At 71.0% G+C, this 23,705-nt stretch carries 18 protein-coding genes and 1 pseudogene; 17 read left to right on the top strand and 2 right to left on the bottom strand.

Annotated features, from left to right (window positions below):
* The first annotated feature begins 4 nt into the window (after positions 1–4).
* The 12 genes from coaD (at position 5) to NGB36_RS27565 (ending at position 13,113) form a co-directional block, all read left to right on the top strand.
* Positions 5–484 carry a pantetheine-phosphate adenylyltransferase gene (coaD, locus tag NGB36_RS27620; RefSeq protein ID WP_255923274.1) on the top strand — a complete coding sequence of 160 codons (480 nt, stop codon included), beginning with the start codon at positions 5–7 and terminating at the stop codon, positions 482–484.
* 125 nt (positions 485–609) lie between these two features.
* A complete protein-coding gene (locus NGB36_RS27615) occupies positions 610–1,821 on the top strand; it encodes a F0F1 ATP synthase subunit B (RefSeq protein WP_255923256.1) in 1,212 nt (403 codons plus the stop codon).
* A gap of 115 nt (positions 1,822–1,936) precedes the next feature.
* Positions 1,937–2,596 (top strand): YceD family protein, encoded by a 660-nt coding sequence (locus tag NGB36_RS27610; RefSeq protein ID WP_255923255.1) that lies wholly within the window; start codon positions 1,937–1,939, stop codon positions 2,594–2,596.
* 2 nt (positions 2,597–2,598) lie between these two features.
* Positions 2,599–2,772, top strand: a complete 174-nt coding sequence (gene rpmF, locus NGB36_RS27605) for a 50S ribosomal protein L32 (RefSeq protein ID WP_255923254.1) — start codon at positions 2,599–2,601, stop codon at positions 2,770–2,772.
* Positions 2,773–2,791: 19 nt separating this feature from the next.
* Complete coding sequence (gene rnc, locus NGB36_RS27600; RefSeq protein WP_255923253.1) at positions 2,792–3,577, top strand: ribonuclease III; 786 nt, start codon at positions 2,792–2,794, stop codon at positions 3,575–3,577.
* Between the two features lies 1 nt (position 3,578).
* Positions 3,579–4,451, top strand: coding sequence for a bifunctional DNA-formamidopyrimidine glycosylase/DNA-(apurinic or apyrimidinic site) lyase (mutM, locus tag NGB36_RS27595; protein WP_255923251.1), 873 nt, complete (start codon positions 3,579–3,581; stop codon positions 4,449–4,451).
* A gap of 49 nt (positions 4,452–4,500) precedes the next feature.
* Positions 4,501–4,809, top strand: a complete 309-nt coding sequence (locus NGB36_RS27590) for an acylphosphatase (RefSeq protein WP_255923250.1) — start codon at positions 4,501–4,503, stop codon at positions 4,807–4,809.
* Between the two features lie 352 nt (positions 4,810–5,161).
* On the top strand, positions 5,162–5,362 hold the full coding sequence (locus NGB36_RS27585; protein WP_255923249.1) for a hypothetical protein: 201 nt from the start codon (positions 5,162–5,164) through the stop codon (positions 5,360–5,362).
* A 275-nt stretch (positions 5,363–5,637) separates the two neighbouring features.
* Positions 5,638–9,189: a chromosome segregation protein SMC gene (gene smc / locus NGB36_RS27580; protein ID WP_255923248.1), complete on the top strand. Its 3,552-nt coding sequence runs from the start codon at positions 5,638–5,640 to the stop codon at positions 9,187–9,189.
* A gap of 213 nt (positions 9,190–9,402) precedes the next feature.
* Complete coding sequence (locus tag NGB36_RS27575) at positions 9,403–10,827, top strand: sugar porter family MFS transporter (protein ID WP_255923247.1); 1,425 nt, start codon at positions 9,403–9,405, stop codon at positions 10,825–10,827.
* Between the two features lie 151 nt (positions 10,828–10,978).
* A complete protein-coding gene (locus NGB36_RS27570) occupies positions 10,979–11,929 on the top strand; it encodes an ABC transporter ATP-binding protein (RefSeq protein ID WP_255923246.1) in 951 nt (316 codons plus the stop codon).
* Positions 11,926–13,113 carry an ABC transporter permease gene (locus NGB36_RS27565; protein ID WP_255923245.1) on the top strand — a complete coding sequence of 396 codons (1,188 nt, stop codon included), beginning with the start codon at positions 11,926–11,928 and terminating at the stop codon, positions 13,111–13,113. The genes NGB36_RS27570 and NGB36_RS27565 overlap by 4 nt, the downstream gene beginning before the upstream one ends.
* Positions 13,114–13,155: 42 nt before the next feature.
* Here the strand turns inward: NGB36_RS27565 and NGB36_RS27560 are convergent, their stop codons facing one another.
* On the bottom strand, positions 13,156–14,616 hold the full coding sequence (locus tag NGB36_RS27560; protein ID WP_255923244.1) for a purine-cytosine permease family protein: 1,461 nt from the start codon (positions 14,614–14,616) through the stop codon (positions 13,156–13,158).
* Positions 14,617–14,889: 273 nt separating this feature from the next.
* Between NGB36_RS27560 and ftsY the strand changes: the two genes are divergently transcribed.
* Complete coding sequence (gene ftsY, locus NGB36_RS27555) at positions 14,890–16,128, top strand: signal recognition particle-docking protein FtsY (RefSeq protein ID WP_255923243.1); 1,239 nt, start codon at positions 14,890–14,892, stop codon at positions 16,126–16,128.
* An 83-nt stretch (positions 16,129–16,211) separates the two neighbouring features.
* Here ftsY and NGB36_RS27550 read toward each other — a convergent pair.
* A pseudogene (locus tag NGB36_RS27550) lies at positions 16,212–16,809 on the bottom strand (bifunctional DNA primase/polymerase).
* 494 nt (positions 16,810–17,303) lie between these two features.
* Between NGB36_RS27550 and nsdA the strand changes: the two are divergent.
* From nsdA to NGB36_RS27530, 4 genes are all read left to right on the top strand, one after another.
* Entirely contained in the window at positions 17,304–18,830 is a 1,527-nt protein-coding gene (gene nsdA / locus NGB36_RS27545) for a transcriptional repressor NsdA (protein ID WP_255923242.1), read from the top strand.
* Between the two features lie 335 nt (positions 18,831–19,165).
* Entirely contained in the window at positions 19,166–20,542 is a 1,377-nt protein-coding gene (locus tag NGB36_RS27540; protein WP_255923241.1) for an ammonium transporter, read from the top strand.
* Positions 20,539–20,877 carry a P-II family nitrogen regulator gene (locus NGB36_RS27535; protein WP_255923240.1) on the top strand — a complete coding sequence of 113 codons (339 nt, stop codon included), beginning with the start codon at positions 20,539–20,541 and terminating at the stop codon, positions 20,875–20,877. The genes NGB36_RS27540 and NGB36_RS27535 overlap by 4 nt, the downstream gene beginning before the upstream one ends.
* Before the next feature lie 16 nt (positions 20,878–20,893).
* Complete coding sequence (locus tag NGB36_RS27530) at positions 20,894–23,437, top strand: [protein-PII] uridylyltransferase (RefSeq protein ID WP_505016753.1); 2,544 nt, start codon at positions 20,894–20,896, stop codon at positions 23,435–23,437.
* The last annotated feature ends 268 nt before the right edge of the window (positions 23,438–23,705 follow it).

The raw sequence follows: 23,705 nt of genomic DNA, 5'->3' as shown, positions 1-23,705 counted from the left end.
ACAGTTGCGCCGCGCCGTCTGTCCGGGGTCCTTCGACCCCATCACCAACGGTCACCTCGACATCATCGCCCGCGCATCGCGGTTGTACGACGAGGTCTATGTGACCGTCATGATCAACAAGTCGAAGCAGGGCCTGTTCACGGTCGAGGAGCGCATCGCGCTGATCGAGCAGGTCACCCGCGACTTCGGCAACGTGCGCGTGGAGGCCTTCCACGGCCTGCTCGTCGACTACTGCAAGCAGCACGACATCCCCGCCATCGTCAAGGGCCTGCGAGCAGTCAGCGACTTCGACTACGAGCTGCAGATGGCCCAGATGAACAACGGCCTCTCCGGCGTGGAGACGCTCTTCATCCCCACCAGCCCGACCTACAGCTTCCTCTCCTCCAGTCTGGTCAAGGAGGTCGTCCAGTGGGGCGGCGACGTCTCCCACCTGGTGCCGGGGCCGGTTCTCACCGCGCTCCAGGGCAAGGTCTCCCGCCCCTGAACCGACAGCGGACCGCCTGACGGCCCGTCATTCGGTGACGCGGTCGGTCCGCGTGGTCGTAGAGTCTGACTGCACCCGCCCCGGCACTCCGCCGGCGGGTCCCGCCGAGGAGAGACAGACCAGCGATGGACGTGCAGAAGAAGCTCGACGAGATCGTCGCGGCCGTCGAGGGCGCGCGCTCCATGCCGATGTCGGCGTCCTGCGTTGTCAATCGCGCGGAGCTGCTGTCCCTGCTCGGCGAGGTGCGCTCCGCGCTCCCCGAGTCGCTCTCGCACGCCGAGGCGCTGCTCGGCGACCGCGAGCAGATGCTCGCCGGGGCCCGCGCCGAGGCCGAGCGGATCATCGCCTCCGCCCATGAGCAGCGCGGCTCGCTGATCTCCGACACCGAGATCGCCCGGCGCTCGCAGGCGGAGGCCGACCGCATCCTCGCCGAGGCGCGCCGGGAGGCGGAGGAGATCCGCGCCGAGGCCGACGAGTACGTCGACAGCAAGCTCGCCAACTTCGAGGTCGTACTCACCAAGACCCTCGGCTCGGTCGACCGCGGCCGAGCCAAGCTGCTCGGCCGCGACTCCGACGCCGACGGGTACGGCGACGGCTACGGCGAGGTGGACGACGAGGCGCCCGAGCGCAGCAGCGACCCGGCGGAGCTGCGCCGCAGGGCGGACGCGTACGTCGACACCAAGCTCGGCGCCTTCGAGGCGGTGCTGGCCAAGACCCTGGAGGCCGTCGGCCGCGGTCGGCAGAAGCTCACCGGCCACCGGCCGATCGACGAGCTGGGCGAGCACCTGGCCGCCCAGGACGGCGCGGCGGCAGGAGACCAGCAGAGCCGGCAGACCGACGCCGAGTACCTTGCGGAGCTGGCCGGCGCCGGCGCCGGTGCCGGAACCGGTGCCGGAACCGGCGCGCAGGACGAGCCCGCCGCGGCCCTCGCGTACGGCGAGGGTGACTACGGCGACTACACACAGCAGCCCGTGTACGACCCGGCGGCGATGGCCGCAGCGACGGGATACCAGCACGCCGGCTACGAGCAGGGCGGATACGACCAGTCGTCGGCCTACGCCTACCAGAACGGCGGCGGCTATGGAGGCGGCTACCAGGACGGGGTGTACCAGGAGGGCTACCCCGAGTACGCCCAGGGACAGATCCCGCAGCAGGGCGGCTACGCAGACTCCTCCGGCTACGGCTGGCACCAGGGGTACGAGGGCCTGCCGCACGCCGAGGGGCTCGGCCAGATCCCGCAGCAGCACCAGCCGCAGCAGGGCCTGGACGAGACGAGCTTCTTCGACACCAGTCTGATCGACCTCAACCACCTGCGCGAGCTCGACCAGGGTCGCTGACGGGCCCGCTGAGTTGGGCCTGAGCGGCGCGTCCAGTATCCTGTCCACTCCGGCCCCGTAGTGCGCCCTTTCCGGCTGCCCACATCCGGGGCGGCCCGCCGTACCGTTACGGCACATGCACCGACGAAAGCAGGAAGTCATCAACGCCCGCCTCGACCACCGCGACCCACTCGTGTTCGACACACGCGAGCTCGGCCGTCGTCCTGGCGCGATGAAGAAGATCTCCCGCACGGTGTCCGCGCCGGAGGACTTCGGCGTCGCCGATGTGATCGGGGTCCCGCAGGGGTCACCGATCGAGCTCGACCTGCGACTGGAGTCGGTGATGGAGGGGGTACTCGTCACGGGTACCGCCCACGCATCGGTCGCGGGCGAGTGCGTAAGGTGTCTGGAGCCGATCGAGCGCGAGCTCGACACGGACTTCCAGGAGTTGTTCTCCTACCCCGACGCCGGTGAGCGGTACGGCGGCGAGCCCGCCGACGACACGGCCGACGATGAGGAGGCGGAGCTCGTCCTCGAGGACGACATGTTCGACCTCGAGATCGTGCTGCGGGACGCGGTAGTGCTGGAACTGCCGCTTCAGCCGGTGTGCCGGGAGGACTGCCCGGGCCTGTGCTCCGAATGCGGGGCGCGGCTCGCGGACGATCCGGACCACCGTCACGATGCTCCCGACATCCGTTGGGCGGCACTGCAGGGACTCGCCGACAGCCTCAAGGCCGGCGAGAAGGACTACGAGAGCGGCGCCGAGCCCGGTGCCGACGAGAAGCAGGAGAAATAGCCGTGGCTGTTCCGAAGCGGAAGATGTCGCGCAGCAACACGCGCCACCGCCGGTCGCAGTGGAAGGCTGCGGTCCCCACCCTCGTGGCGTGCGAGCGCTGCCACGAGCCGAAGCTGCAGCACATCGCGTGCCCGAGCTGCGGCACCTACAACGGCCGTCAGGTCATCGAGGTCTGATCGGCAGGTGACAGGCTCCATGTCAGACGCCAAGTCGTCGGCAGACGCCTCCAAGGCAGCCTCGTCCCACACGCTTCTGGAAGGGCGGCTCGGGTACAGCCTCGAGCCCGCCCTTCTGGTGCGTGCGCTGACACACCGGTCCTTCGCGTACGAGAACGGCGGCCTGCCGACGAACGAGCGCCTGGAGTTCCTGGGGGACTCCGTGCTCGGCCTCGTCGTCACCGACACCCTCTACCGCGCCCACCCCGACCTGCCCGAGGGGCAGCTGGCCAAGCTGCGCGCCGCGGTGGTCAACTCCCGGGCGCTCGCGGAGGTCGCCCGCGCCCTCGACCTGGGCTCCTTCATCCGCCTCGGACGCGGGGAGGAGGGCACCGGAGGCCGGGACAAGGCCTCGATCCTCGCCGACACCCTCGAAGCGGTGATCGGAGCGGTCTACCTGGACCAGGGGCTCGGCGCCGCGTCCGAGCTCGTGCACCGGCTCTTCGACCCGCTGATCGAGAAGTCCTCGAACCTCGGGGCGGGCCTGGACTGGAAGACCAGCCTCCAGGAGCTCACCGCCACCGAGTCGCTCGGCGTCCCCGAGTACGTGGTCACCGAGTCCGGTCCCGACCACGAGAAGACCTTCACGGCTGCCGCCCGCGTCGGTGGTGTCGCGTACGGCACCGGCACCGGCCGCAGCAAGAAGGAAGCCGAGCAGCAGGCCGCCGAGGCCGCCTGGCGTGCGATCCGCGACGGATCCGGCACCGACGGCGAGGGCGGGGCCGCGGACGGGGCCGGAGCGGGCTCCGGACCCGGCGCTCACTGAGATGCCGGAGCTGCCCGAGGTCGAGGTGGTGCGCCGCGGCCTGGAGCGCTGGGTGAGCGGCCGCACTGTCGCCGACGTCGAGGTGCTGCACCCGCGCGCGGTCCGCCGCCACCTCGCGGGCCCCGAGGACTTCGCCGCCCGGCTGCGCGGCCGCACCCTCGGCCCCGCCCACCGCCGGGGCAAGTACCTGTGGCTGCCGCTCGGCGACGGCCTCGCGCTCCTCTGCCACCTCGGCATGAGCGGCCAGCTCCTCGTCCAGCCGCACGAGGCGCCCGACGAGAAGCATCTGCGGATCCGCATCCGCTTCACCGACGCGCTCGGTACGGAACTGCGCTTCGTCGACCAGCGCACCTTCGGCGGCCTGTCGGTGCACGACTGCGTACCCGACGGCCCGGATGCCGCCATCGACCTTCCGCAGCCGCTTGCCCACATCGCCCCGGATCCGCTGGAGAAGGCCTTCGACCCGGACGCCTTCCACGCGGCCCTGCGCCGCCGCCGTACCACCATCAAGCGGGCGCTGCTCGACCAGTCACTGATCAGCGGGGTCGGCAACATCTATGCGGACGAGGCGCTGTGGCGCAGCCGCCTCCACTACGACCGGCCGACCGCCACGCTCACCCGGCCACGCACCGAGGAGCTGATCGCTCATATCCGGGCGGTGATGGGCGACGCGCTGGCGGCCGGCGGCACGAGCTTCGACAGCCTCTACGTCAACGTCAACGGCGAGTCCGGCTACTTCGACCGGTCGCTCGACGCCTACGGGCGGGAGGGCGAGCCGTGCCGACGCTGCGGGACGCCGATCAGGCGCAGTCCCTGGATGAACCGTTCCAGCTACTTCTGCCCGCGCTGCCAGCGCGGGCCCCGGACGTCCTGAACGACCGTCAAAGGCGGACCGTCGCAGGCCGCCACGGTAGCGTGCTCCCATGAGCGACACGGCCGGCACGGCCCCGGATGCAGGCGACGTCCGGCTGACTGCATGGGTCAGGGGCCGGGTGCAGGGCGTCGGTTTCCGCTGGTGGACGCGGGCCACCGCACTGGAGATCGGCGGTCTGTCGGGCTACGCCTCCAACCTCTCCGACGGCAGGGTCCAGGTCGTCGCCGAGGGCGCGCGGGACCGCTGCGACCGGCTGCTGGACTGGCTTCACAAGGGGGCCGCGCCGGGCCGCGTGGACGGCGTCACCGAGATCTGGAGCGAGCCGCGAGGCGGCTACGACGGCTTCGAGATCCGCTGAGGTCCCGCACACCGCGTCCGCAGCAGTGGTCACGCGCGGCAATCGCCACGGGCAGTATCCGCCAGACCCTTGCCAAATCGTGGTTGCCGTGCCAGGCTGCCGCAGCAAGGATGATCTCCAAGCCCCACGGGTGCCCCGCGGCTCGTCGCGCCGTGTGATTTCCAAGGCACGCCGGACCTCTGGGCTGTGATCGTGTTGACCGTCAAACTATTTGGTGAGACGCTGGAAGCCCCGCGCACCTTAGCCGTATCCCTACGTGTTCAACAATGGCGAGGGTGCAAAAGGCGGGTGCCACACCCCCTCACGACCCACACCGCTCAGGTCGGTCACTCAGCGTGGAGGACCATCCATCATGGCAAAGGCGCTTCTCGGTTACGTCGGCGGCCCCGACCCGCGACTCCTCGCCGAGATGCGACGACTCCAGCAGCGTGTCCAGGACCTGGAATCCGAACTCGTACGGATCCAGGCCGAGAACGACGCTCTGGTGCAGTCGCGTGAAGAGTCGCTGCTCAGCAGCATCGACGTACCCCAGGCGGAGCCTGTGCCGGCATGATCCGGCCCACCCCCGGGCCGGGCTGCACCGTCGCCGCTTGAAGAGAGTGCAAGGGACGCTTCGGCGTCCCTTCGTCGTCTCCCCCGCCTCTTCCCCCGCCTCTTCCCTGCTCCAGCTGACGCTCTTGCTGACCGATCCTGCCTCGTCCTGCCCCGTTTGCTCACTGGCATCGTTCGCTTACCACTGGTGTGCCCTGCATGTTCCCCGGTCAAACGGGAGGCGACCGGTAGAGTCCGAACGGGCCGGCGGTCGGTAGCGACGGAGGAGAGGGCAGCGTGCACCTGAAGAGCCTGACCCTGCGCGGGTTCAAATCCTTCGCCTCCGCGACCACCCTGCGCTTCGAACCGGGCATCACGTGTGTCGTCGGCCCCAACGGCTCCGGCAAGTCCAACGTCGTCGACGCCCTGTCCTGGGTGATGGGCGAACAGGGCGCCAAGAGCCTTCGCGGCGGCAAGATGGAGGACGTGATCTTCGCGGGCACCACGGGGCGCCCGCCGCTGGGCCGCGCCGAGGTCTCCCTCACCATCGACAACTGCGACGGCGCCCTCCCCATCGACTACGCCGAGGTCACCATCACGCGGACGATGTTCCGCAACGGCGGCAGCGAGTACCAGATCAACGGCGACACCTGCCGCCTCCTCGACATCCAGGAGCTGCTCTCCGACTCCGGTATCGGCCGCGAGATGCACGTCATCGTCGGCCAAGGGCAGCTCGACTCCGTCCTGCACGCCGATCCCATGGGGCGCCGCGCCTTCATCGAGGAGGCCGCGGGCGTCCTCAAGCACCGCAAGCGCAAGGAGAAGGCGCTGCGCAAGCTGGACGCGATGCAGGCCAACCTAGCCCGCGTCCAGGACCTCACCGCCGAACTGCGCCGCCAGCTCAAGCCGCTCGGCCGCCAGGCCGCGGTCGCCCGCCGCGCCGCCGTCATCCAGGCCGACCTGCGCGACGCGCGGCTGCGGCTGCTCGCCGACGACCTGGTGACGCTGCGGGAGGCGCTGCGTACCGAGGTCGCCGACGAGGCCGCCCTCAAGGAGCGGCGGGACGCGGTCGAGGCCGAGCTGACGGCGGCGGCCCGGCGCGAGGCCCAGCTGGAGGAGCAGGTACGCGAGCTCGGCCCGCGCCTGGCCGCAGCACAGCAGACCTGGTACGAGCTCTCGCAACTCGCCGAACGGATCCGCGGCACGATCGGGCTCGCCGAGCAGAAGGTCAAGTACGCCAGCGGCCAGCAGGTCGAGGAGCGCCGCGGCCGTGACCCGGAGGACCTGGAGCGGGAGGCGGCCCGCATCCGCGAGCAGGAGGCGGAGCTGACCGCTGCGCTGGAGGCGGCGCAGTACGCGCTCGATGACACCATCGCCCATCGCGCCGAACTGGAACGCGCCCTCGCCCAGGAGGAACAGCGGCTCAAGGCGGCCGCCCGCGCCATCGCCGACCGCCGCGAGGGCCTCGCCCGGCTGCACGGCCAGGTCAACGCCGCGCGCAGCCGGGCCGGTGCGGCCGAGGCCGAGATCGGCCGGCTCACCGCGGCGCGCGACGAGGCGGCCGAGCGCGCGGTCGCCGCCCAGGAGGAGTACGAGCAGCTGAAGGCCCAGGTCGACGGGCTCGAAGCGGGTGACGCGGAGCTCGACGACGCCTACGAGGAGGCCAAACGCGCGCAGGAGGAGGCCGAGGAGGCGTTCGCCGCCGCCCGTGAGGCCGCGACCGCCGCCGAACGCGAACGCGCGGCACTGGCCGCCCGCCATGACGCGCTCGCGCTCGGCCTGCGCCGCAAGGACGGCACCGGAATACTGCTCGGCGCCGCCGACCGCCTCACCGGCCTGCTCGGGCCCGCCGCCGAACTGCTCACCGTGGCCACGGGGTTCGAGGTCCCGGTCGCCGCGGCGCTGGGCGCCTGCGCCGACGCCGTCGCCGTCAGCGGCCCGTCCGCGGCGGCCGAGGCGCTGCGGCTGCTGCGCAAGAACGATGCGGGGCGGGCCACGATGCTGCTCGCCGGCGCCCCGGAAGGCCCCCGTGGCGGCACGACGGAGAGCGCCGGCGCGCCGCAGGGCGCCCGCTGGGCCGCACCCCTCGTCGGCGGGCCCGGTGAACTGCTGCCCGCCGTACGCACGTTGCTGCGCGACGTGGTGATCGTCGACACGCTCGACGACGCCGAGGCCATCGTCACCCGGCATCCCGCGCTCACCGCCGTCACTGCCGAAGGCGACGTCCTCGCCGCCCACATGGCGCACGGGGGCTCCGCCGGAGCCCCCAGCCTCCTTGAGGTCCAGGCTGCTGTGGACGAGGCGGAGGCGGAGCTCGAGCGCCTCGCCGCGCGCTGCGAGGAGCTCGCCGCAGCGCAGACCGCCGCCAAGGAGCGGCGCGCCGAGTGCGCCCGCCTCGTCGACGATCTCGCCGCGCGCCGCCGCGCCGCGGAGAAGGAGAAGTCCGCCGTCGCCCAGCAGCTGGGACGCCTCGCCGGGCAGGCGCGCGGCGCCGCGGGGGAGGCGGAGCGCACCGCGGCGGCCGTGGGCCGCGCCGAGGAGTCACTGGCGCGCGCCTCGGAGGAGCTCGTCGAACTGACGGAGCGGCTGCGGGAGGCGGAGGAGGCCCCCGCCGACGAGGAGCCCGACACCTCGGAACGCGACCGCCTCGCCGCCGACGGCGCCAATGCCCGCCAGACCGAGATGGAGGCGCGGCTTCAGGTCAGGACCCACGAGGAGCGGGTCAAGGGCCTGGCAGGACGCGCCGACGCACTCGACCGCAGTGCCCGCATGGAGCGCGAGGCGCGCGCTCGCGCCGCCCAGCGCAGGGCGCGCCTGGAGCACGAGGCGCGGGTCGCCTCTGCGGTGCTCGCCGGTGCGCGCGGGCTGCTCGACTATGTCACGGTCTCCCTCGGCCGCGCCGAGCAGGAACGGGCTGCCGCCGAGCGGGCGAAGGCCGAACGCGAGTCCGCGCTCAGCGCCCAGCGCGAATCGTCCCGTGCCCTCAAGGCGGAGCTGGACACACTCACCGACTCCGTCCACCGCGGCGAGGTGCTCGGTGCCGAGAAGCGGCTGCGGATCGAACAGCTGGAGGCCAAGGCGCTGGAGGAGCACGGCGTCGAGCCGGCCGGCCTCGTCGGCGAGTACGGCCCCGACCAGCTGGTCCCGCCGCCGCCGGCGCCCGAGGGCGAGGAGCCGTCCGACACCGGGCCGCGCCCGTACGTCCGCGCCGAGCAGGAGAAACGCTTGCGCGCCGCGGAGAAGGCGTACCAGCAGCTCGGCAAGGTGAACCCGCTGGCGCTGGAGGAGTTCGCGGCACTCGAAGAGCGCCACAAGTTCCTCAGCGAGCAGCTGGAGGACCTGCGCAAGACCCGCGCCGACCTGCTGCAGGTGGTCAAGGAGGTCGACGAGCGCGTCGAACAGGTCTTCACCGCCGCGTACCAGGACACCGCGCGCGAGTTCGAGGGCGTCTTCTCGCGCCTGTTCCCGGGCGGCGAGGGGCGCCTGGTGCTCACCGACCCGGACGACATGCTCGCCACCGGCGTCGATGTCGAGGCGCGCCCGCCCGGCAAGAAGGTCAAGCGGTTGTCCCTCCTGTCCGGCGGCGAGCGGTCGTTGACCGCCGTGGCGCTGCTGGTGTCGATCTTCAAGGCGCGTCCGAGCCCCTTCTACGTCATGGACGAGGTGGAGGCGGCGCTCGACGACACCAACCTGCAGCGGCTGATCGGGATCATGCGGGAGCTGCAGGAGAGCTCACAGCTGATCGTGATCACTCACCAGAAGCGGACGATGGAGGTCGCCGACGCGCTCTACGGGGTGTCGATGCAGGGTGACGGCGTCTCCAAGGTGATCAGCCAGCGGCTGCGGTGACGCGGCCTTCGCCAGCTGCCTTCAATATCTGAACGAATGGACTGGCATGCCGTGTCCCAATCGTTTCACTTTCCTCTATTGACTTAGAAACTTGAAGGCATAGTCTCTGACGCGTTGCTTTTACATTCGAGTGGTGGCGGTCGGGGGTTGGCCGAACACTCGAACGCCCCAGCCCCACCGGGACGGCTCAGAGCAGAGCCTCAGGAGATCACGTTGACCACCATCGCTCAGGCGACAGGGACCGGCGGTCGCAAGACCGCGCCGGAACATCTCGGCCATGTCATCTTCATCACCGCCGCGGCCGCCATGGGCGGCTTCCTTTTCGGCTACGACAGCTCCGTGATCAACGGTGCCGTCAACGGCATCCAGGGCAAGTTCGGTATCGGCTCGGGCGAGCTCGCCCAGGTCGTCGCCGCGGCGCTGCTCGGGTGCGCGCTCGGCGCCGCGACGGCGGGCCGCATCGCCGACCGGATCGGCCGCATCCGCGTCATGCAGATCGCCTCCGTCCTCTTCGTCGTCAGCGCGATAGGCTCTGCGCTGCCGTTCGCCGTCTGGGACCTGGCCGGCTGGCGCATCATCGGCGGCTTCGCCATCGGCATGGCCTCCGTGATCGGCCCCGCGTACATCGCCGAGGTCGCCCCGCCCGCCTACCGCGGCAGGCTCGGCTCGTTCCAGCAGGCCGCGATCGTCATCGGCATCGCCATATCGCAGCTCGTCAACTACGGCATCCTGCAGGCGGCTCACGGCCAGCAGCGTGGCACGATCGCCGGCCTGGAGGCCTGGCAGTGGATGCTCGGCGTGATGGTGGTCCCGGCCGCCGTGTACGGTCTGCTCTCCTTCGCGATCCCGGAGTCCCCCCGCTTCCTGATCTCGGCGGGCCGCTACGACGCGGCGAAGAAGGTTCTCGGTGAGGTCGAGGGCGAGGGCAGCGACCTGGACGCCCGCGTCGCGGAGATCGAGAACGCGATGCGCAGCGAGCACAAGTCCACGTATCGGGACCTGGTCGGCAAGGGCGGACTGCTCCCGATCGTCTGGATCGGCATCGGCCTGTCGGTCTTCCAGCAGCTCGTCGGCATCAATGTGATCTTCTACTACTCGGCGTCGCTGTGGCAGTCCGTCGGCATCGACCCGACGAGCTCGTTCTTCTACTCGTTCACCACGTCGATCATCAACGTGATCGGCACCGTGATCGCGATGATCTTCGTCGACCGGATCGGCCGCAAGCCGCTGGCGCTGATCGGCTCCGTCGGCATGGCCGTCTCGCTCGGCGTCGCCGCGTGGGCGTTCTCCTACAAGACCGGCACCGGTGCCAACATCTCCATGCCGCACCTGCAGGGCACCCTCGCGCTGGTCGCCGCGCACAGCTTCGTGCTCTTCTTCGCGCTGTCGTGGGGAGTGGTCGTCTGGGTCCTGCTCGGCGAGATGTTCCCGAACAAGATCCGCGCCGCCGCGCTGGGCGTCGCCGCCTCCGCGCAGTGGATCGCCAACTGGGCGATCACCGTCACCTTCCCGTCGCTGTCGGACTGGAACCTCTCCGGCGCATACGTGATCTACACGCTCTTCGCCGTGCTCTCGATCCCGTTCGTGCTGATCTTCGTCAAGGAGACGAAGGGCAAGACCCTGGAGGAGATGGGCTAACCCCCCCGCCGCTCGTCTCTTCCAGTCCTCCGCGGTGCCCCTGCTCATCCCTGAGCTGGGGCACCGCTGTTTTGCCTCCGGCCATGGCACCGACTCTATCATTGTGATATCACTTTATTAGGGAGCAGGAAACAGGGGAGGTGGGGGGACCATGGGTCACAGACGGCTGGAGGTCGACGGGGTCTCCAAGCGCTACGGCGAGACCGTGGCGCTGGACGCGATGACCTTCGACGTCCACGCGGGGGAGATCTTCGGGTTCGTCGGCAGCAACGGCGCCGGCAAGACCACGACCATGCGCATCGCGCTGGGCGTGCTCGCCGCCGACGCCGGCGAAGTGCGCTGGGACGGTGCGCCGGTGACGCATCGGACCCGGAACCGGATCGGCTACATGCCGGAGGAGCGCGGTCTGTATCCGCGCATGCGGGCAGGCGAGCAGCTGGAGTACCTCGCGCGCCTGCACGGGCTGAGCCGGTCCGAGGCGAGCCGAGCCACCCGCCAGTGGACCGAGCGCCTGGGCGTCGCCTCCCGGATCGGCGACGAGGTACAGAAGCTCAGCCTCGGCAACCAGCAGCGCGTCCAGCTCGCCGCGGCCCTGGTGCACGACCCGGAGATCCTCGTCCTGGACGAGCCCTTCTCCGGCCTGGACCCGGTCGCCGTGGATGTGATGAGCCAGGTGCTGCGGGACAAGGCCGATGCGGGCGTTCCGGTGATCTTCTCCAGCCATCAACTGGAGCTGGTCGAGCGACTCTGCGACCGGGTGGGCATCGTCCGCTCGGGAGCGATGGTGGCCTGCGGCGCGGTCGGCGAGCTGCGCTCGGGCGGTGCCGAACGGATCCTCGTGGACGCACCCCAGGCCCCGCCCGGCTGGGCCGCCGGGCTCCCCGGCGTCACGGTCGTGGGCGACGCCACCGGCCCGACACTGCTGGAGCTCGCGCCCGGCGCGGACGACCAGGCGGTGCTCCGGGCGGCTCTGGCCACCGGCCCGGTACGGGAGTTCGCCCGGCGACTGCCCTCCCTGACCGACCTGTTCCGCCACGTCGTCAGCAACGAGCACACCGAGCACACCGAGCACGTCGAGGACACCGGGGGGACGGCGGCATGAACCGCACCGCGCGCGAGGCCGTGGGGCTCATTGCCCAGCGGGAGTTGACGATGCGTCTGCGCAGCAGGGCGTTCCGGATCACGTTGGTCCTGATGGTGCTCATGGTGGTCGGCATGAACATCGCGCTCCACCTGGCCCACAACAGCGGCCCGAGCATCATCAGGATCGGGCTGCTGCGGCAGGACACCGCGCTGTCCGCGCCGCTGCAGGCCGCAGACCGGAACGTGGCGGCGGTCACCGTGCCGGACCTGGCGAGCGGGCAGAGCGATGTCCGCAAGGGCACGCTTGCCGCGTTCGTCCGAAGCGGCCCCGACGGGCTCGCGGTGACCGTCGCCAAGACCCTGGACCCCACCCTGGGCGGCGCCCTGACCACGGTGGCCCGCGAACGGGCCCTGGCCGCCCAGATCATCCGCCTCGGCGGAGACCCGGTGCTGGTGGCGCGCGCCGCGGGCGCGGCGACCGTCCATGTCACCTCGCTCCAGCCGCCCGCCCCGGCGCGTGACCAGCAGCGCCTGATCTTCGGCATCGTCGTCCGGCTCCTGCTCTACCTCACGTTCATGATCTGCGGACCCCTGATCGCTCAGGGCGTGGTGGAGGAGAAGAGCAGCCGGGTGGTCGAACTGCTGCTGGCCACCGTCCGGCCCTGGCAGTTGATGGTGGGCAAGGTGCTCGGCACCGGAGCGCTCGGCCTGCTCCAGATCGTGGTGGTGGGCGGCGCCGGGCTGATATCCGCCCGCCTCGCCAGGACGCTCACCCTGCCGCTGAGCGGTTCGCTGGGTACGCTGGCGTGGTCACTGGCCTGGTTCCTCGCCGGGTTCGCGCTCTTCTCGCTGCTCTTCGCAGCGGCCGGGTCGTTGGTCTCTCGTCAGGAAGACCTCAGCGGCGTGCAGTTCCCGGTGCTGGCGCCCATCATCATCGCGTGGGTGCTGGGCATCTCCACGCTGCCCGGCCACCCGGACAGCGGCCTCGTCGCGGCGCTGTCGATGGTGCCGTTCTTCGCCCCCGTCCTCATGCCGATGCGCATCGCGCTGGGGACCGCGCCGGTGTGGCAGGCGTTCACCGCCCTCGGCCTCACACTGCTGCTGGCCTTCCTGATGGTCCGCCTAGCCTCGCGCATCTACCGCAACTCCGTGCTGCGCAGCGGAGCCCGCGTCACCTGGCGGGAGGCGCTGCGCGCGGCCTGAGCATCCGGTCCCGGAGCTCAGGCCGCGCGACCCGCCGGCCGATCAGGACGACACGCGGACCGGAGCGGCCTCTTCCGTCCCGCGGGAACGCACCGGCCGCACAGCGGCAGCAGGCCGCGGAAGCACCGCGTAGACGCCCGCCGCCAAGGCGATCGTCGCCGCCCACCCCAGCCCGTTGCGCCCGGTCCAGCTCCCCGCGAGCGGCCCGGCGAACCACGACACCGAGGTGAAGCACAGCCCTGCCACCAGCGCGGCGGCCCACGCGGTCATCGCCTGCCAGCAGAAACCGCCCCGGTACCAGTACGCGCTGGTGCGCGAGGTGTCCATCAGCGCCTCCGCGTCGTACTCGCGCCCGCGCAGCATGTCCACGCCGAAGACGCCGATCCACGCGGAGAAGGAGACCGCGAGCAGCGTCAGGAAGGAGATGAAGGAGCTGATGAAGCTCGTGGCCACGATCATCAGCAGCGAGCCGAAGACGAGGCTGATCACCGCATTGACGCTCACCGCCCATGCCCGAGGAATGCGGAAGCCCAGTGTCTGGGCGGTGAATCCGGCCGAGTACATCGACATGCTGTTGATCAGCAGCATGCCGATCAGCGCGATGAACAGGTACGGCACCGACAGCCACGTCGGCAGCAGCTTGCCGATGAAGGAGACCGGGTCGGTGGCGTGCGCGAGATCCGGGGTGCCGACCGCCATGACCGCGCCCATCAGCACCATCGGCACGACGACGATGCCCGCGCCGCCGATCGTGTTCCCCACGATGCCCTTGCCGGAGGCGGTGCGCGGCAGGTAGCGGGCGAAGTCCGCGCCGGACGGCGCCCAGCTGATCCCTCCGGCGGCGATGGTGCCGATACCCGCGATGAGCAGCGCGTTGCTCCCAGCCGGCCGGGAGAAGACGGACGACCAGTCGGTGTTGGCGATCAGATAGCAGAGCACGGCGACGCTGAAGGCGCCGAAGAGATACGCCGACCACTTGTTGCACACCAGCAGCACCTTGCGTCCCATGCCGCTCACGGTGAAGGTGCAGCCGACGAAGAGCAGCAGGGTGACCACGATCAGCACCGTGTTGCTCTTGATGCCGAAGAGCAGGTCGAGGATGGTCAGCAGCGCGTAGGCGCCGGTGACCGCGTTGATCGTCTCCCAGCCCCAGCGTGCGATCCAGGTGACCGCACCGGGGAAGAGGTTGCCGCGCTGCCCGAAGACCGCGCGCGAGAGCGTCATGCCGGGGGCGCCGCCGCGCTTGCCGGCAATGCTCAGGACGCCCACGATCCCGTACGAGACGACGGGAGCGAGGATCGCGACGAGCAGGACCTGGTAGAGGTTGAGTCCGTTGGAGACCACCAGGCCGGCGCCCATGGTGAGCAGCAGAACGCTGATGTTCGCCGCCACCCAGGTGGGGAAGAGTTCGCGGACGCGTCCGCGCCGCTCGGTGTCCGGAACGGGTTCGATGCCGCGGGTCTCTATCGCGCCTTCGGCATCGAGAGCGGACGTCTGCTCCATGTGAGGGGTTCTCCGTGCGATGTCGGTGCGATCGTGCGATGCACTGTTCGTACGTACGAGTGAAAAATGACGAGTCGGTCGAAGTGAGCATAAAGGACGAATAAAGCGGGCCTGCCCGGCGTGATGCGGACCCGAACGGGGACTCTACGCGCGTTGCATCTCGCTGGCCAGAGGCGATTCGCGTGGTGTGCGCCATTCTCCGCCCACACGGCTTTATCAGAGCTTTGTACGGTGGCCGGGAAGCGGTGGCCGTGGCCGATACTGGGTGGCGTTATGGAAACCGTCATCCTTGCCGTAGTCATCGCCTTGGTCGCGATCGCCGCACTCAGCGGTCTCGTGGTCAGCAGCCGCCGCAAGAAGCAGCTGCCGCCTTCGCCCACCCCCCCGTCGGCGGAGCGTGAGGTCACCGCCCCGCCGCCCGAGCCGCACGTCGGCGACGAGGCCGAGCTGGGGCGGGACGAGCCGCGCCGCACCATCGAAGAGGTCGACCTGCCCGAGGCGCCGGCCGCGACGCTGGAGCCGGTGGAGGCCGAAGAGCTCGAACGTATCGAGCAGGAGCTCGCAGCCGCCCCGGAGATCGAGGTCCCGGCGCCCACCGCCGGACGTCTCGTCCGGCTCCGCTCGCGGCTCTCGCGCTCGCAGACCTCGCTCGGCCAGGGGCTGCTCTCGCTGCTCTCCCGTGAACACCTCGACGAGGAGACCTGGGAGGAGATCGAGGACACCCTGCTCACCGCCGACGTCGGCGTGGCGCCGACGCAGGAGCTGGTGGAGCGGCTGCGCACCCGCGTCAAGGTGCTCGGCACCCGCACCCCCGCCGAGCTGCGCGCCCTGCTGCGCGAGGAACTGCTGGCGCTGATCGGCACGGACGAGGACCGCACGCTCCACACCGAGAGCCCCGAGGACACCCCGGCGGTGCTGATGGTCGTGGGCGTCAACGGCACGGGCAAGACCACCACCACCGGCAAGCTCGCCCGCGTCCTCGTGGCCGACGGCCGCAGCGTGGTGCTCGGCGCGGCCGACACCTTCCGCGCCGCCGCTGCCGATCAGCTGCAGACCTGGGGCGAGCGGGTAGGGGCGCGCACCGTGCGCGGGCCGGAGGCGGGTGACCCGGCCTCCGTCGCGTACGACGCGGTCAAGGAGGGCATCGCCGAAGGCGCGGACGTCGTGCTGATCGATACCGCGGGCCGGCTGCACACCAAGACCGGCCTGATGGACGAGCTCGGCAAGGTCAAGCGGGTCGTGGAGAAGCACGGCCCGGTCGACGAGGTGCTGCTCGTGCTCGACGCCACCACCGGGCAGAACGGGCTGGTGCAGGCGCGCGTCTTCGCCGAGGTGGTCGACATCACCGGCATCGTGCTCACCAAGCTGGACGGTACCGCCAAGGGCGGCATCGTCGTCGCGGTCCAGCGCGAGCTGGGCGTCCCGGTCAAGCTGGTCGGCCTCGGGGAGGGACCGGACGACCTGGCCCCGTTCGAGCCGGAGGCGTTCGTCGACGCGCTCATCGGCGACTGACCGCGAGACGCCGTACGAGAACGAGCGTGGAGGGGCGCCCCCCGGGCAGGGGGCGCCCCTCCACGCTCATGTCGTTCATGGCGTCATGCGCGGGCCAGTGTCACGGTGCGATGGCGGTGGCAGACGTATGCCAGCGTCCCCAGTAGCAGCCTGGCCTCCGGCGGCTGGGCGGCCGTCGCCGTGGGCGGGCGCAGCCAGCGCACCGGGCCGAGCCCGCCCAGATCGGACGGCGGCGCGGTGACGTACTCACCGAGTCCCAGGCAGTGCAGGTCGAGCCCGGTGTCGTCCCAGCCCATCCGGTAGAGCAGCTGGGGGAGCTCGTCGGCGGCGCCCGGCGCAACGAAGAACAGCGCTCGCCCGGTCGGGGTGGCGAGCACCGGGCCGAGCCGCAGGCCCATGCGCTCCAGCCGCACCAGCGCGCGGCACCCGGCCTCCTCGGCGACGTCCAGGACGTCGAAGGTGCGGCCGACGGGCAGCATCACGGCGGCTCCGGGGGTGAGGGACCAGGCCTCGTCGACCTCCTCGGGCGTCGCCCCGGCCGGGATCTCCCCGGCGAAGTGCAGGACATGCGCGCCGGGGGCAGGGCATTCGTCATCGCCGCAGGAGCAGGCTCCGCCGCCACGGCCGTGCGCCGGGCGTGATGTCCCGGATATCCCGGATGCTGCCGATCGTGAAGCCCATGCCACCTCCAACACTCCGCAAAAGACGTTGGTTACGCACTCGCACATAACGCGTCCATATCGCCCGCCCGTCTCCCGCGCCCTGGCTGACGCTCCGTCGGATGTGCCCCGGTGAAGGGCGCATCGGGTCGCGGGCGGTGGCACGGCAACGCGCACGCGCCCCCGCGTGCTTCGCTCCACCCCGTTCGGAAGGTCATGTGTCAAGTGAATCGCGTAGGACAGCGGAAGAGTTCATTCGAAGGGGTGGCGAATGGTGGCGATTCCGCATCCTCCCTCGCCGGACGGGTGATCGTAGGATTACTTTCGGTTTACGGAACGGTGTCGGTCACGTGGTTCGCGGGTATGCCGGAGGCAATGCACGCACACGTATTCGATGACCGGAGCGATGCGATCGGGACAGCGCGCCCCAATCGGCGGCATGCTGTTGCCGGTTCGAGGTATTGACGGATTGACGGATCGGCAGTTCGTCGCGGAAGTGCAGAACGGACAAGCGGGATGGGGGCGTTACCGGTGGGCGGAAGCGTCACGGAGAGCGGCGCGCACGAGGCGGGCCAGCAGGAGAAGCGGCCCAATGAGCAGCTGGCGTCGTGGTTCCTGCGCAGCGGCTGGTCCAAGGGCGAGCTCGCCCGCCAGGTCAACCGCAGGGCCCGCCAGATCGGCGCGCACCACGTCAGCACCGACACCTCGCGCGTGCGGCGCTGGCTCGACGGCGAGCAGCCGCGCGAGCCCATTCCTCGCATTCTCTCCGAACTGTTCTCCGAACGCTTCGGCTCCGTCATCGCCGTCGAGGACCTCGGGCTGCGCACCGTCCACCAGCCGCCCGCCGTCTCCGGTGTCGACCTTCCCTGGGCGGCGCCGCAGACCGTGGAGCTGATGAACGAGTTCTCCCGCAGCGACCTGATGCTCGGGCGCCGCGGCTTCCTCGGGACCTCGCTGGCGCTCGCCGCCGGACCCGCCCTCGTGGAACCGATGCAGCGCTGGCTGGTGCCCACCCCGGCCGCCGCTTCCGGGGGAGGCGAGGCGTCGCCACGCCCCGCCGGCCAGGGCCGTCCGGAGCGCCCCAGGAGCCTGTCCGTCCCCGAGCTCGAGCTCCTTGAGGCGACCGCCGTGATGTTCCGCCAGTGGGACGCGCAGTGCGGCGGCGGGCTGCGCCGCAAGGCGGTCGTCGGCCAGCTCCACGAGGTGACCGATCTGCTGCAGGAGTCGCACCCCGAGCCGGTCGCCAAGCGGCTGTTCAAGGTCGCCGCGGAACTCGCCGAGCTCGCCGGATGGATGAGCTACGACGTCGGGCTGCAGCCGAGCGCGCAGAAATACTTCGTGCTCGCACTGCACGCCGCCAAGGAGGCCGGTGACCGCCCGCTCGGCGCCTATGTGCTCTCCAACATGAGCCGTCAGATGATCCACCTGGGCCGCCCCGACGACGCGTTGGAGCTCATCCACCTCGGGCAGTACGGCAGCCGGGACAGCGCCACCGCCACCACCCAGTCGATGCTGTACGCGATGGAGGCGCGCGCCTACGCGAGCATGGGCCAGGTGCAGAAGTGCCACCGCGCGGTGCGGATGGCCGAGGACGCGTTCACCGACAGGTGCCTGCAGGAGGACCCGGACTGGATCCGGTTCTTCTCCGAGGCCGAGCTGAACGCGGAGAACGCCCACTCCTACCGGGACCTGGCGTACGTGGCCGGCCGCAGCCCCACGTACGCCTCGCTGGCGCATCCGGTCATGGCGCGCGCCGTCGAGCTGTTCTCCACCGACTCCACGCATCAGCGCTCCTATGCGCTCAACCTCGTCGGCATGGCCACCGTCCATCTGCTGGAGCGGAATCCGGAGCAGGCGGCCGACCTGACCGTGCGGGCGCTCGAAGTGGCGAAGAAGGTCCGGTCCGAGCGGGTCAACACGCGGATCAGGAAGACCACGGACGCCGCGGTGCAGGATTACGGGGAGGTTGCGGAGGTGGTCCAACTCGGCGAGCGGCTCGCCGCCGAGCTGCCCGACGACTGCGAGACCGCGCAGGCGGTCTGACCCCACAGACCCCGGCCGCGGCGGCCAACCCGATCAGCCCGACTAGGCTCCCCCACCGCCAGGTCGACGGGCAACCGCCGCGGCCGGTCACGTGTTGCGTACCAGTGCCCCCCTGTGGCGGTATACGGCGTGGCATGTCGGCCACGTACGACAGGCGGCGATTCACTTGTCCGTAACACGGGCTTCTTCTTCGTCACGGCCGTGAAACATCGAACGGCGGTGGTTGAAACCCGCCTGCGTCAATCTCATGGCCACAGCCGGCCCAACCCCCGCGCCGCGCCAGCGGCTGATGTCACTGCGCCAGCACGGACCGTAACGACGACGAGGAGACGCCGATGCCTGTTGGCATCATGACGACGCTTGCCGCCGACAAGCCCGCGCTCGATACAGGCGCGACCGCCTTCATGCTGATCAGCGCCGCCCTGGTCATGGTGATGACCCCCGGCCTCGCCTTCTTCTACGGAGGCATGGTCCGGGTCAAGAGCGTGCTGAACATGCTGATGATGAGCTTCATCAGCCTCGGCATCATCACCATCTTGTGGACGCTCTTCGGCTTCAGCGAGGCCTTCGGCACCGACCACGCCGGAATCATCGGTGGTACCGACTGGCTCGGCATGCGCCACATCGGGCTCACCGAGCTGTGGCCGAGCACCGGCATCCCGGTCTATGTCTTCGCCGTCTTCCAGCTGATGTTCGCGATCATCACTCCGGCGCTGATCAGCGGCTCGCTCGCGGACCGCGTGAAGTTCACGGCCTGGTCGCTGTTCATCACCCTCTGGGCGATCATCGTCTACTTCCCTGTGGCCCACTGGGTCTGGGGCACCGGGGGCTGGTTGAACAAGCTCGGCGTGATCGACTTCGCCGGTGGTACTGCGGTCCACATCAACGCGGGTGCGGCGGGTCTCGGTGCCATTCTCGTCACCGGCAAGCGGGTGGGCTTCAAGAAGGACCCGTTCCGGCCGCACAACCTGCCGCTGGTCATGCTCGGCGCGGGGCTCCTGTGGTTCGGCTGGTTCGGCTTCAACGCCGGCTCGTGGCTCAAGGCCGACGGCGTCGCCTCGGTGGTCTTCACCAACACCCAGGTCGCCACGGCCGCCGCGATGCTCGGCTGGCTCGCCTACGAGAAGCTCCGCCACGGTTCCTTCACCACCCTCGGCGCGGCCTCCGGCGCGGTCGCGGGCCTGGTCGCGATCACCCCGTCCTGTGGCTCGGTCTCGCCGCTCGGCGCGATCGCGGTCGGCGCGATCGCGGGTGTGGTGTGCGCCTGGGCGGTGGGCCTGAAGTACAAGTTCGGCTTCGACGACTCGCTCGACGTGGTCGGCGTCCACATGGTCGGCGGCATCATCGGCTCCCTGCTGATCGGCTTCTTCGCCACCGGCGAGGTCGGCCAGACCGCCAAGGGCCTGTTCTACGGCGGCGGCTTCGGCCAGCTGGGCAAGCAGGCGATCGGTGTCACCGCCGTTCTGCTCTACTCCCTGATCGCCTCCGCCGTCCTTGCCAAGCTGATCGACCTGGTGATGGGCTTCCGGGTGACCGAGGACGACGAGGTTTCCGGCATCGACCAGACCGAGCACGCCGAGACCGCCTACGACTACTCGGGCGTGGGCTCCGCAGCCCGCAGTTCGCTCGCGGCCGTGACCTCGTCGGACCGCACGGAGGAGACCCCCAAGGCGACCGAGGCCGCCGAGACTGCCACGAAGGTGGATGCATGAAGCTGATCACCGCGGTCATCAAGCCGCACCGCTTGGACGAGGTCAAGGACGCTCTGCGCGACTTCGGAGTCCACGGCCTGACGGTCACCGAGGCGAGTGGATACGGACGGCAGCGCGGACACACCGAGGTCTACCGGGGCGCCGAGTACACCGTCGATCTGGTACCCAAGATCCGTATCGAGGTGCTCGTCGAGGACGCCGACGCGGAGGAGCTGATCGACGTCGTCGTCAAGGCCGCCCGCACCGGAAAGATCGGTGACGGCAAGGTCTGGAGCATCCCGGTCGAGACTGCAGTCCGCGTCCGCACGGGTGAACGCGGGCCGGACGCCCTGTGACCGTCCGGTCGCAAGGATGGGATCGACGACCGGCATTGGAGATCGCGTGACGGACCGTGCCACCCCGGTGACCGGGAACGCCTCCGGAGCCCCCCACCACGACCCGAGCACGCGATCGGCCGATGCCGGATCAGAGCCCGGCGGGGCCTCGCAGCCCGCCGGTTACGCGGCGGCCCGGCTGGCCCTCCTGGGTGGGGAGGTCCGGCCCGGGCCGTCGCGCCGCTCCGAGCTCGCCGGACTCACCGACGCGTGGCTCGGACGGCTCTTCGACGCGGCGGCGCAGGACGCCGGGGTGGCTGGCGGATGCTCCCTCGTCGCCGTCGGCGGCTACGGCCGCGGCGAGCTCTCCCCGCGCAGCGACCTCGACCTGCTGCTTCTGCACGACGGCCCGGCCGACGAGAAAGCGGTCTCGGCGCTCGCCGACCGCCTGTGGTACCCGATCTGGGACCTCGGCCTCGACCTCGACCACTCCGTGCGGACCGCCGCGCAGGCTCGCGAGACCGCACGCGAGGACCTCAAGGTCCAGCTCGGCCTGCTCGACGCACGGCACATCGCGGGCGATGCCGCCCTCACCGCCTCGATGCGCACCGCCGTCCTCGCCGACTGGCGCGCCCAGGCGCCCAAGCGGCTCCCCGAACTCCACGAGCTGTGCGCCGAACGCGCTCATCGCCAGGGTGAGTTGTCCTACCTCCTCGAACCCGATCTGAAGGAGGCGCGCGGCGGGTTGCGCGATGCGACCGTGCTGCGCGCCGTCGCCGCCTCCTGGCTCGCCGACGCACCCCGCGAGGGCCTGGACGAGGCCCGCACCCGGCTGCTCGACACCCGCGACGCGCTGCACCTGGTCACCGGGCGCGCCACCGATCGCCTCGCGCTCCAGGAACAGGACGCGGTCGCGGCCCGGCTCGGGCTGCTCGACGCCGACGCGCTGCTGCGCCAGATCTACGAGGCCGCCCGCACCATCGCCTACGCCTCCGACGTCACTTGGCGCGAGGTCGGCCGCGTGCTGCGCGCCCGCACCGCCCGGCCGCGGCTGCGCGGGTTGCTCGGGCGCAGCCGCGCCGAGGCCCCGGCGGAACGCAGCCCGCTCGCCGAGGGCGTCGTCGAGCACGAGGGCGAGGCCGTGCTCGCGCGCACCGCTCGGCCCGAGCGCGACCCGGTGCTGCCGCTGCGCGCCGCCGCGGCCGCCGCCCAGGCGGGTCTGCCGCTCTCCCTGCACGCCGTACGCCACCTCGCCGGAACCGCCCGCCCGCTGCCCGCACCCTGGCCGGCCGAGGCGCGTGAACAGCTCGTGACGCTGCTCGGCGCGGGAGAGCCCACCGTCGAGGTATGGGAGGCGCTCGAGGCCGAGGGGCTGATCACGCGGCTGCTGCCGGACTGGGAACGGGTGCGGTGCCGCCCGCAGCGCAACCCCGTCCATCGCTGGACCGTCGACCGTCACCTGGTGGAGACGGCCGTCCGCGCCACCGAGCTGACCCGCCGCGTCAGCCGTCCCGACCTGCTGCTGATCGCCGCGCTGCTGCACGACATCGGCAAGGGCTGGCCCGGCGACCACTCGGAGGCGGGCGAGGTGATCGTGCGGGACGTGGCCGCCCGGCTGGGCTTCGGACGTACCGACGTCGACACCCTCGCCCTGCTCGTCCGTCAGCACCTGCTGCTCATCCGCACCGCCACCAGGCGCGATCTTGACGATCCCGCGACGGTGGAGTCGGTCGCCGCCGAGGTGCGCTCGGTCGAGACGCTGGAGCTGCTGCACGCGCTCACCGAGGCCGATGCGCTGGCCACCGGCCCTGCCGCATGGAGCGCCTGGCGCGCCTCGCTCGTCGCGGACCTGGTCAAACGGGTCGCGGGCGTGCTCGCGGGGGAGGCCGTGCCGACACCGCCCGCCCGCGAGCCGTCGGCGGAGGAGGAGCGCCTGGCGGTCGAGGCCGCGCGCACCGGGGGCCCGGCCATCGCCCTGCACGCACAGGCCGAGCCGGTCGGCGACGACGGCACGGAACCCGTCGGTGTCGAGCTGCTGCTGGCCGTGCCGGACCGGCCGGGGCTGCTGCCGGCCGCGGCTGGGGTGCTCGCCCTTCACCGGTTGACGGTTCGGGCGGCGGATCTGCGCACCGCGGACCCGATCGGCGCGGGACCGGTGACTCTGCTGAGGTGGCGCGTCGCCGCCGAATACGGTTCGTTGCCCGAAGTGGCGCGGCTGCGCGCCGACTTCGCCCGCGCCTTCGAGGGTTCGCTCGACATCGAGGCACGCCTGGCGGAGCGCGAGGCGGCCTATCCGAGGCGGCGCGGGGTGAAGGCGCCGCCGCCGCGGGTGACGGTGGCAGGCGGCTCGTCGGAGCTGGCCACGGTCATCGAGGTGCGGGCCCAGGACGCGCCAGGGCTGCTGCACAGGATCGGCCGCGCGCTGGAGGACGCCGCGGGCGTCGCCGTCCGCTCGGCCCGGATCAGCACGCTGGGCGCCAACGTGGTGGACGCCTTCTACGTCGTTGGTGCGGACGGCGCGCCGCTGAGCGACGTACGGGCGAGCGAGGTCGCCCATGAGGTGGAACGGGCCCTCGCCTAGGGCGCATTCGTGGCCAAGGGGGCTGAGGCTGCCCGGGGTGCCCAGGGGGCGGGCCGGCCGCCGGGGCGACGCCATGTGGATGGACCCGGCCCAAATGAGGTCCACCGCACAGTGACATCAGCCGACTCCGTCGGCGGGCCGGACGGCCGGAGATTGCCGGGCCGGCTGTTATTCGTCGGCGGGTTGTCAATTCCGAATGCGGGTCACGCCATTCGGGAACGGAAAGGCCGATGGGCCGAGGCAAGGGGCCCCGGCCTATCGGCCTTCA

It is taken from the genome of Streptomyces humicola (assembly GCF_024436035.1).
Classification (GTDB): Bacteria; Actinomycetota; Actinomycetes; order Streptomycetales; family Streptomycetaceae; genus Streptantibioticus_B; species Streptantibioticus_B humicola.
This window is presented reverse-complemented; position numbering and strand designations above follow the sequence as displayed.

What these genes read in the sequence shown, in the direction of transcription:
- NGB36_RS27560 (WP_255923244.1), bottom strand. Translation starts at nt 14,616, where the DNA reads ATGGAGCAGACGTCCGCTCTCGATGCCGAAGGCGCGATAGAGACCCGC.
- NGB36_RS27590 (WP_255923250.1), top strand. Translation starts at nt 4,501, where the DNA reads ATGAGCGACACGGCCGGCACGGCCCCGGATGCAGGCGACGTCCGGCTG.
- NGB36_RS27610 (WP_255923255.1), top strand. Translation starts at nt 1,937, where the DNA reads ATGCACCGACGAAAGCAGGAAGTCATCAACGCCCGCCTCGACCACCGC.
- NGB36_RS27565 (WP_255923245.1), top strand. Translation starts at nt 11,926, where the DNA reads ATGAACCGCACCGCGCGCGAGGCCGTGGGGCTCATTGCCCAGCGGGAG.
- NGB36_RS27615 (WP_255923256.1), top strand. Translation starts at nt 610, where the DNA reads ATGGACGTGCAGAAGAAGCTCGACGAGATCGTCGCGGCCGTCGAGGGC.
- NGB36_RS27530 (WP_505016753.1), top strand. Translation starts at nt 20,894, where the DNA reads ATGGGATCGACGACCGGCATTGGAGATCGCGTGACGGACCGTGCCACC.
- NGB36_RS27540 (WP_255923241.1), top strand. Translation starts at nt 19,166, where the DNA reads ATGCCTGTTGGCATCATGACGACGCTTGCCGCCGACAAGCCCGCGCTC.
- NGB36_RS27535 (WP_255923240.1), top strand. Translation starts at nt 20,539, where the DNA reads ATGAAGCTGATCACCGCGGTCATCAAGCCGCACCGCTTGGACGAGGTC.
- NGB36_RS27585 (WP_255923249.1), top strand. Translation starts at nt 5,162, where the DNA reads ATGGCAAAGGCGCTTCTCGGTTACGTCGGCGGCCCCGACCCGCGACTC.
- rnc (WP_255923253.1), top strand. Translation starts at nt 2,792, where the DNA reads ATGTCAGACGCCAAGTCGTCGGCAGACGCCTCCAAGGCAGCCTCGTCC.
- mutM (WP_255923251.1), top strand. Translation starts at nt 3,579, where the DNA reads ATGCCGGAGCTGCCCGAGGTCGAGGTGGTGCGCCGCGGCCTGGAGCGC.
- nsdA (WP_255923242.1), top strand. Translation starts at nt 17,304, where the DNA reads ATGGGGGCGTTACCGGTGGGCGGAAGCGTCACGGAGAGCGGCGCGCAC.
- NGB36_RS27570 (WP_255923246.1), top strand. Translation starts at nt 10,979, where the DNA reads ATGGGTCACAGACGGCTGGAGGTCGACGGGGTCTCCAAGCGCTACGGC.
- ftsY (WP_255923243.1), top strand. Translation starts at nt 14,890, where the DNA reads ATGGAAACCGTCATCCTTGCCGTAGTCATCGCCTTGGTCGCGATCGCC.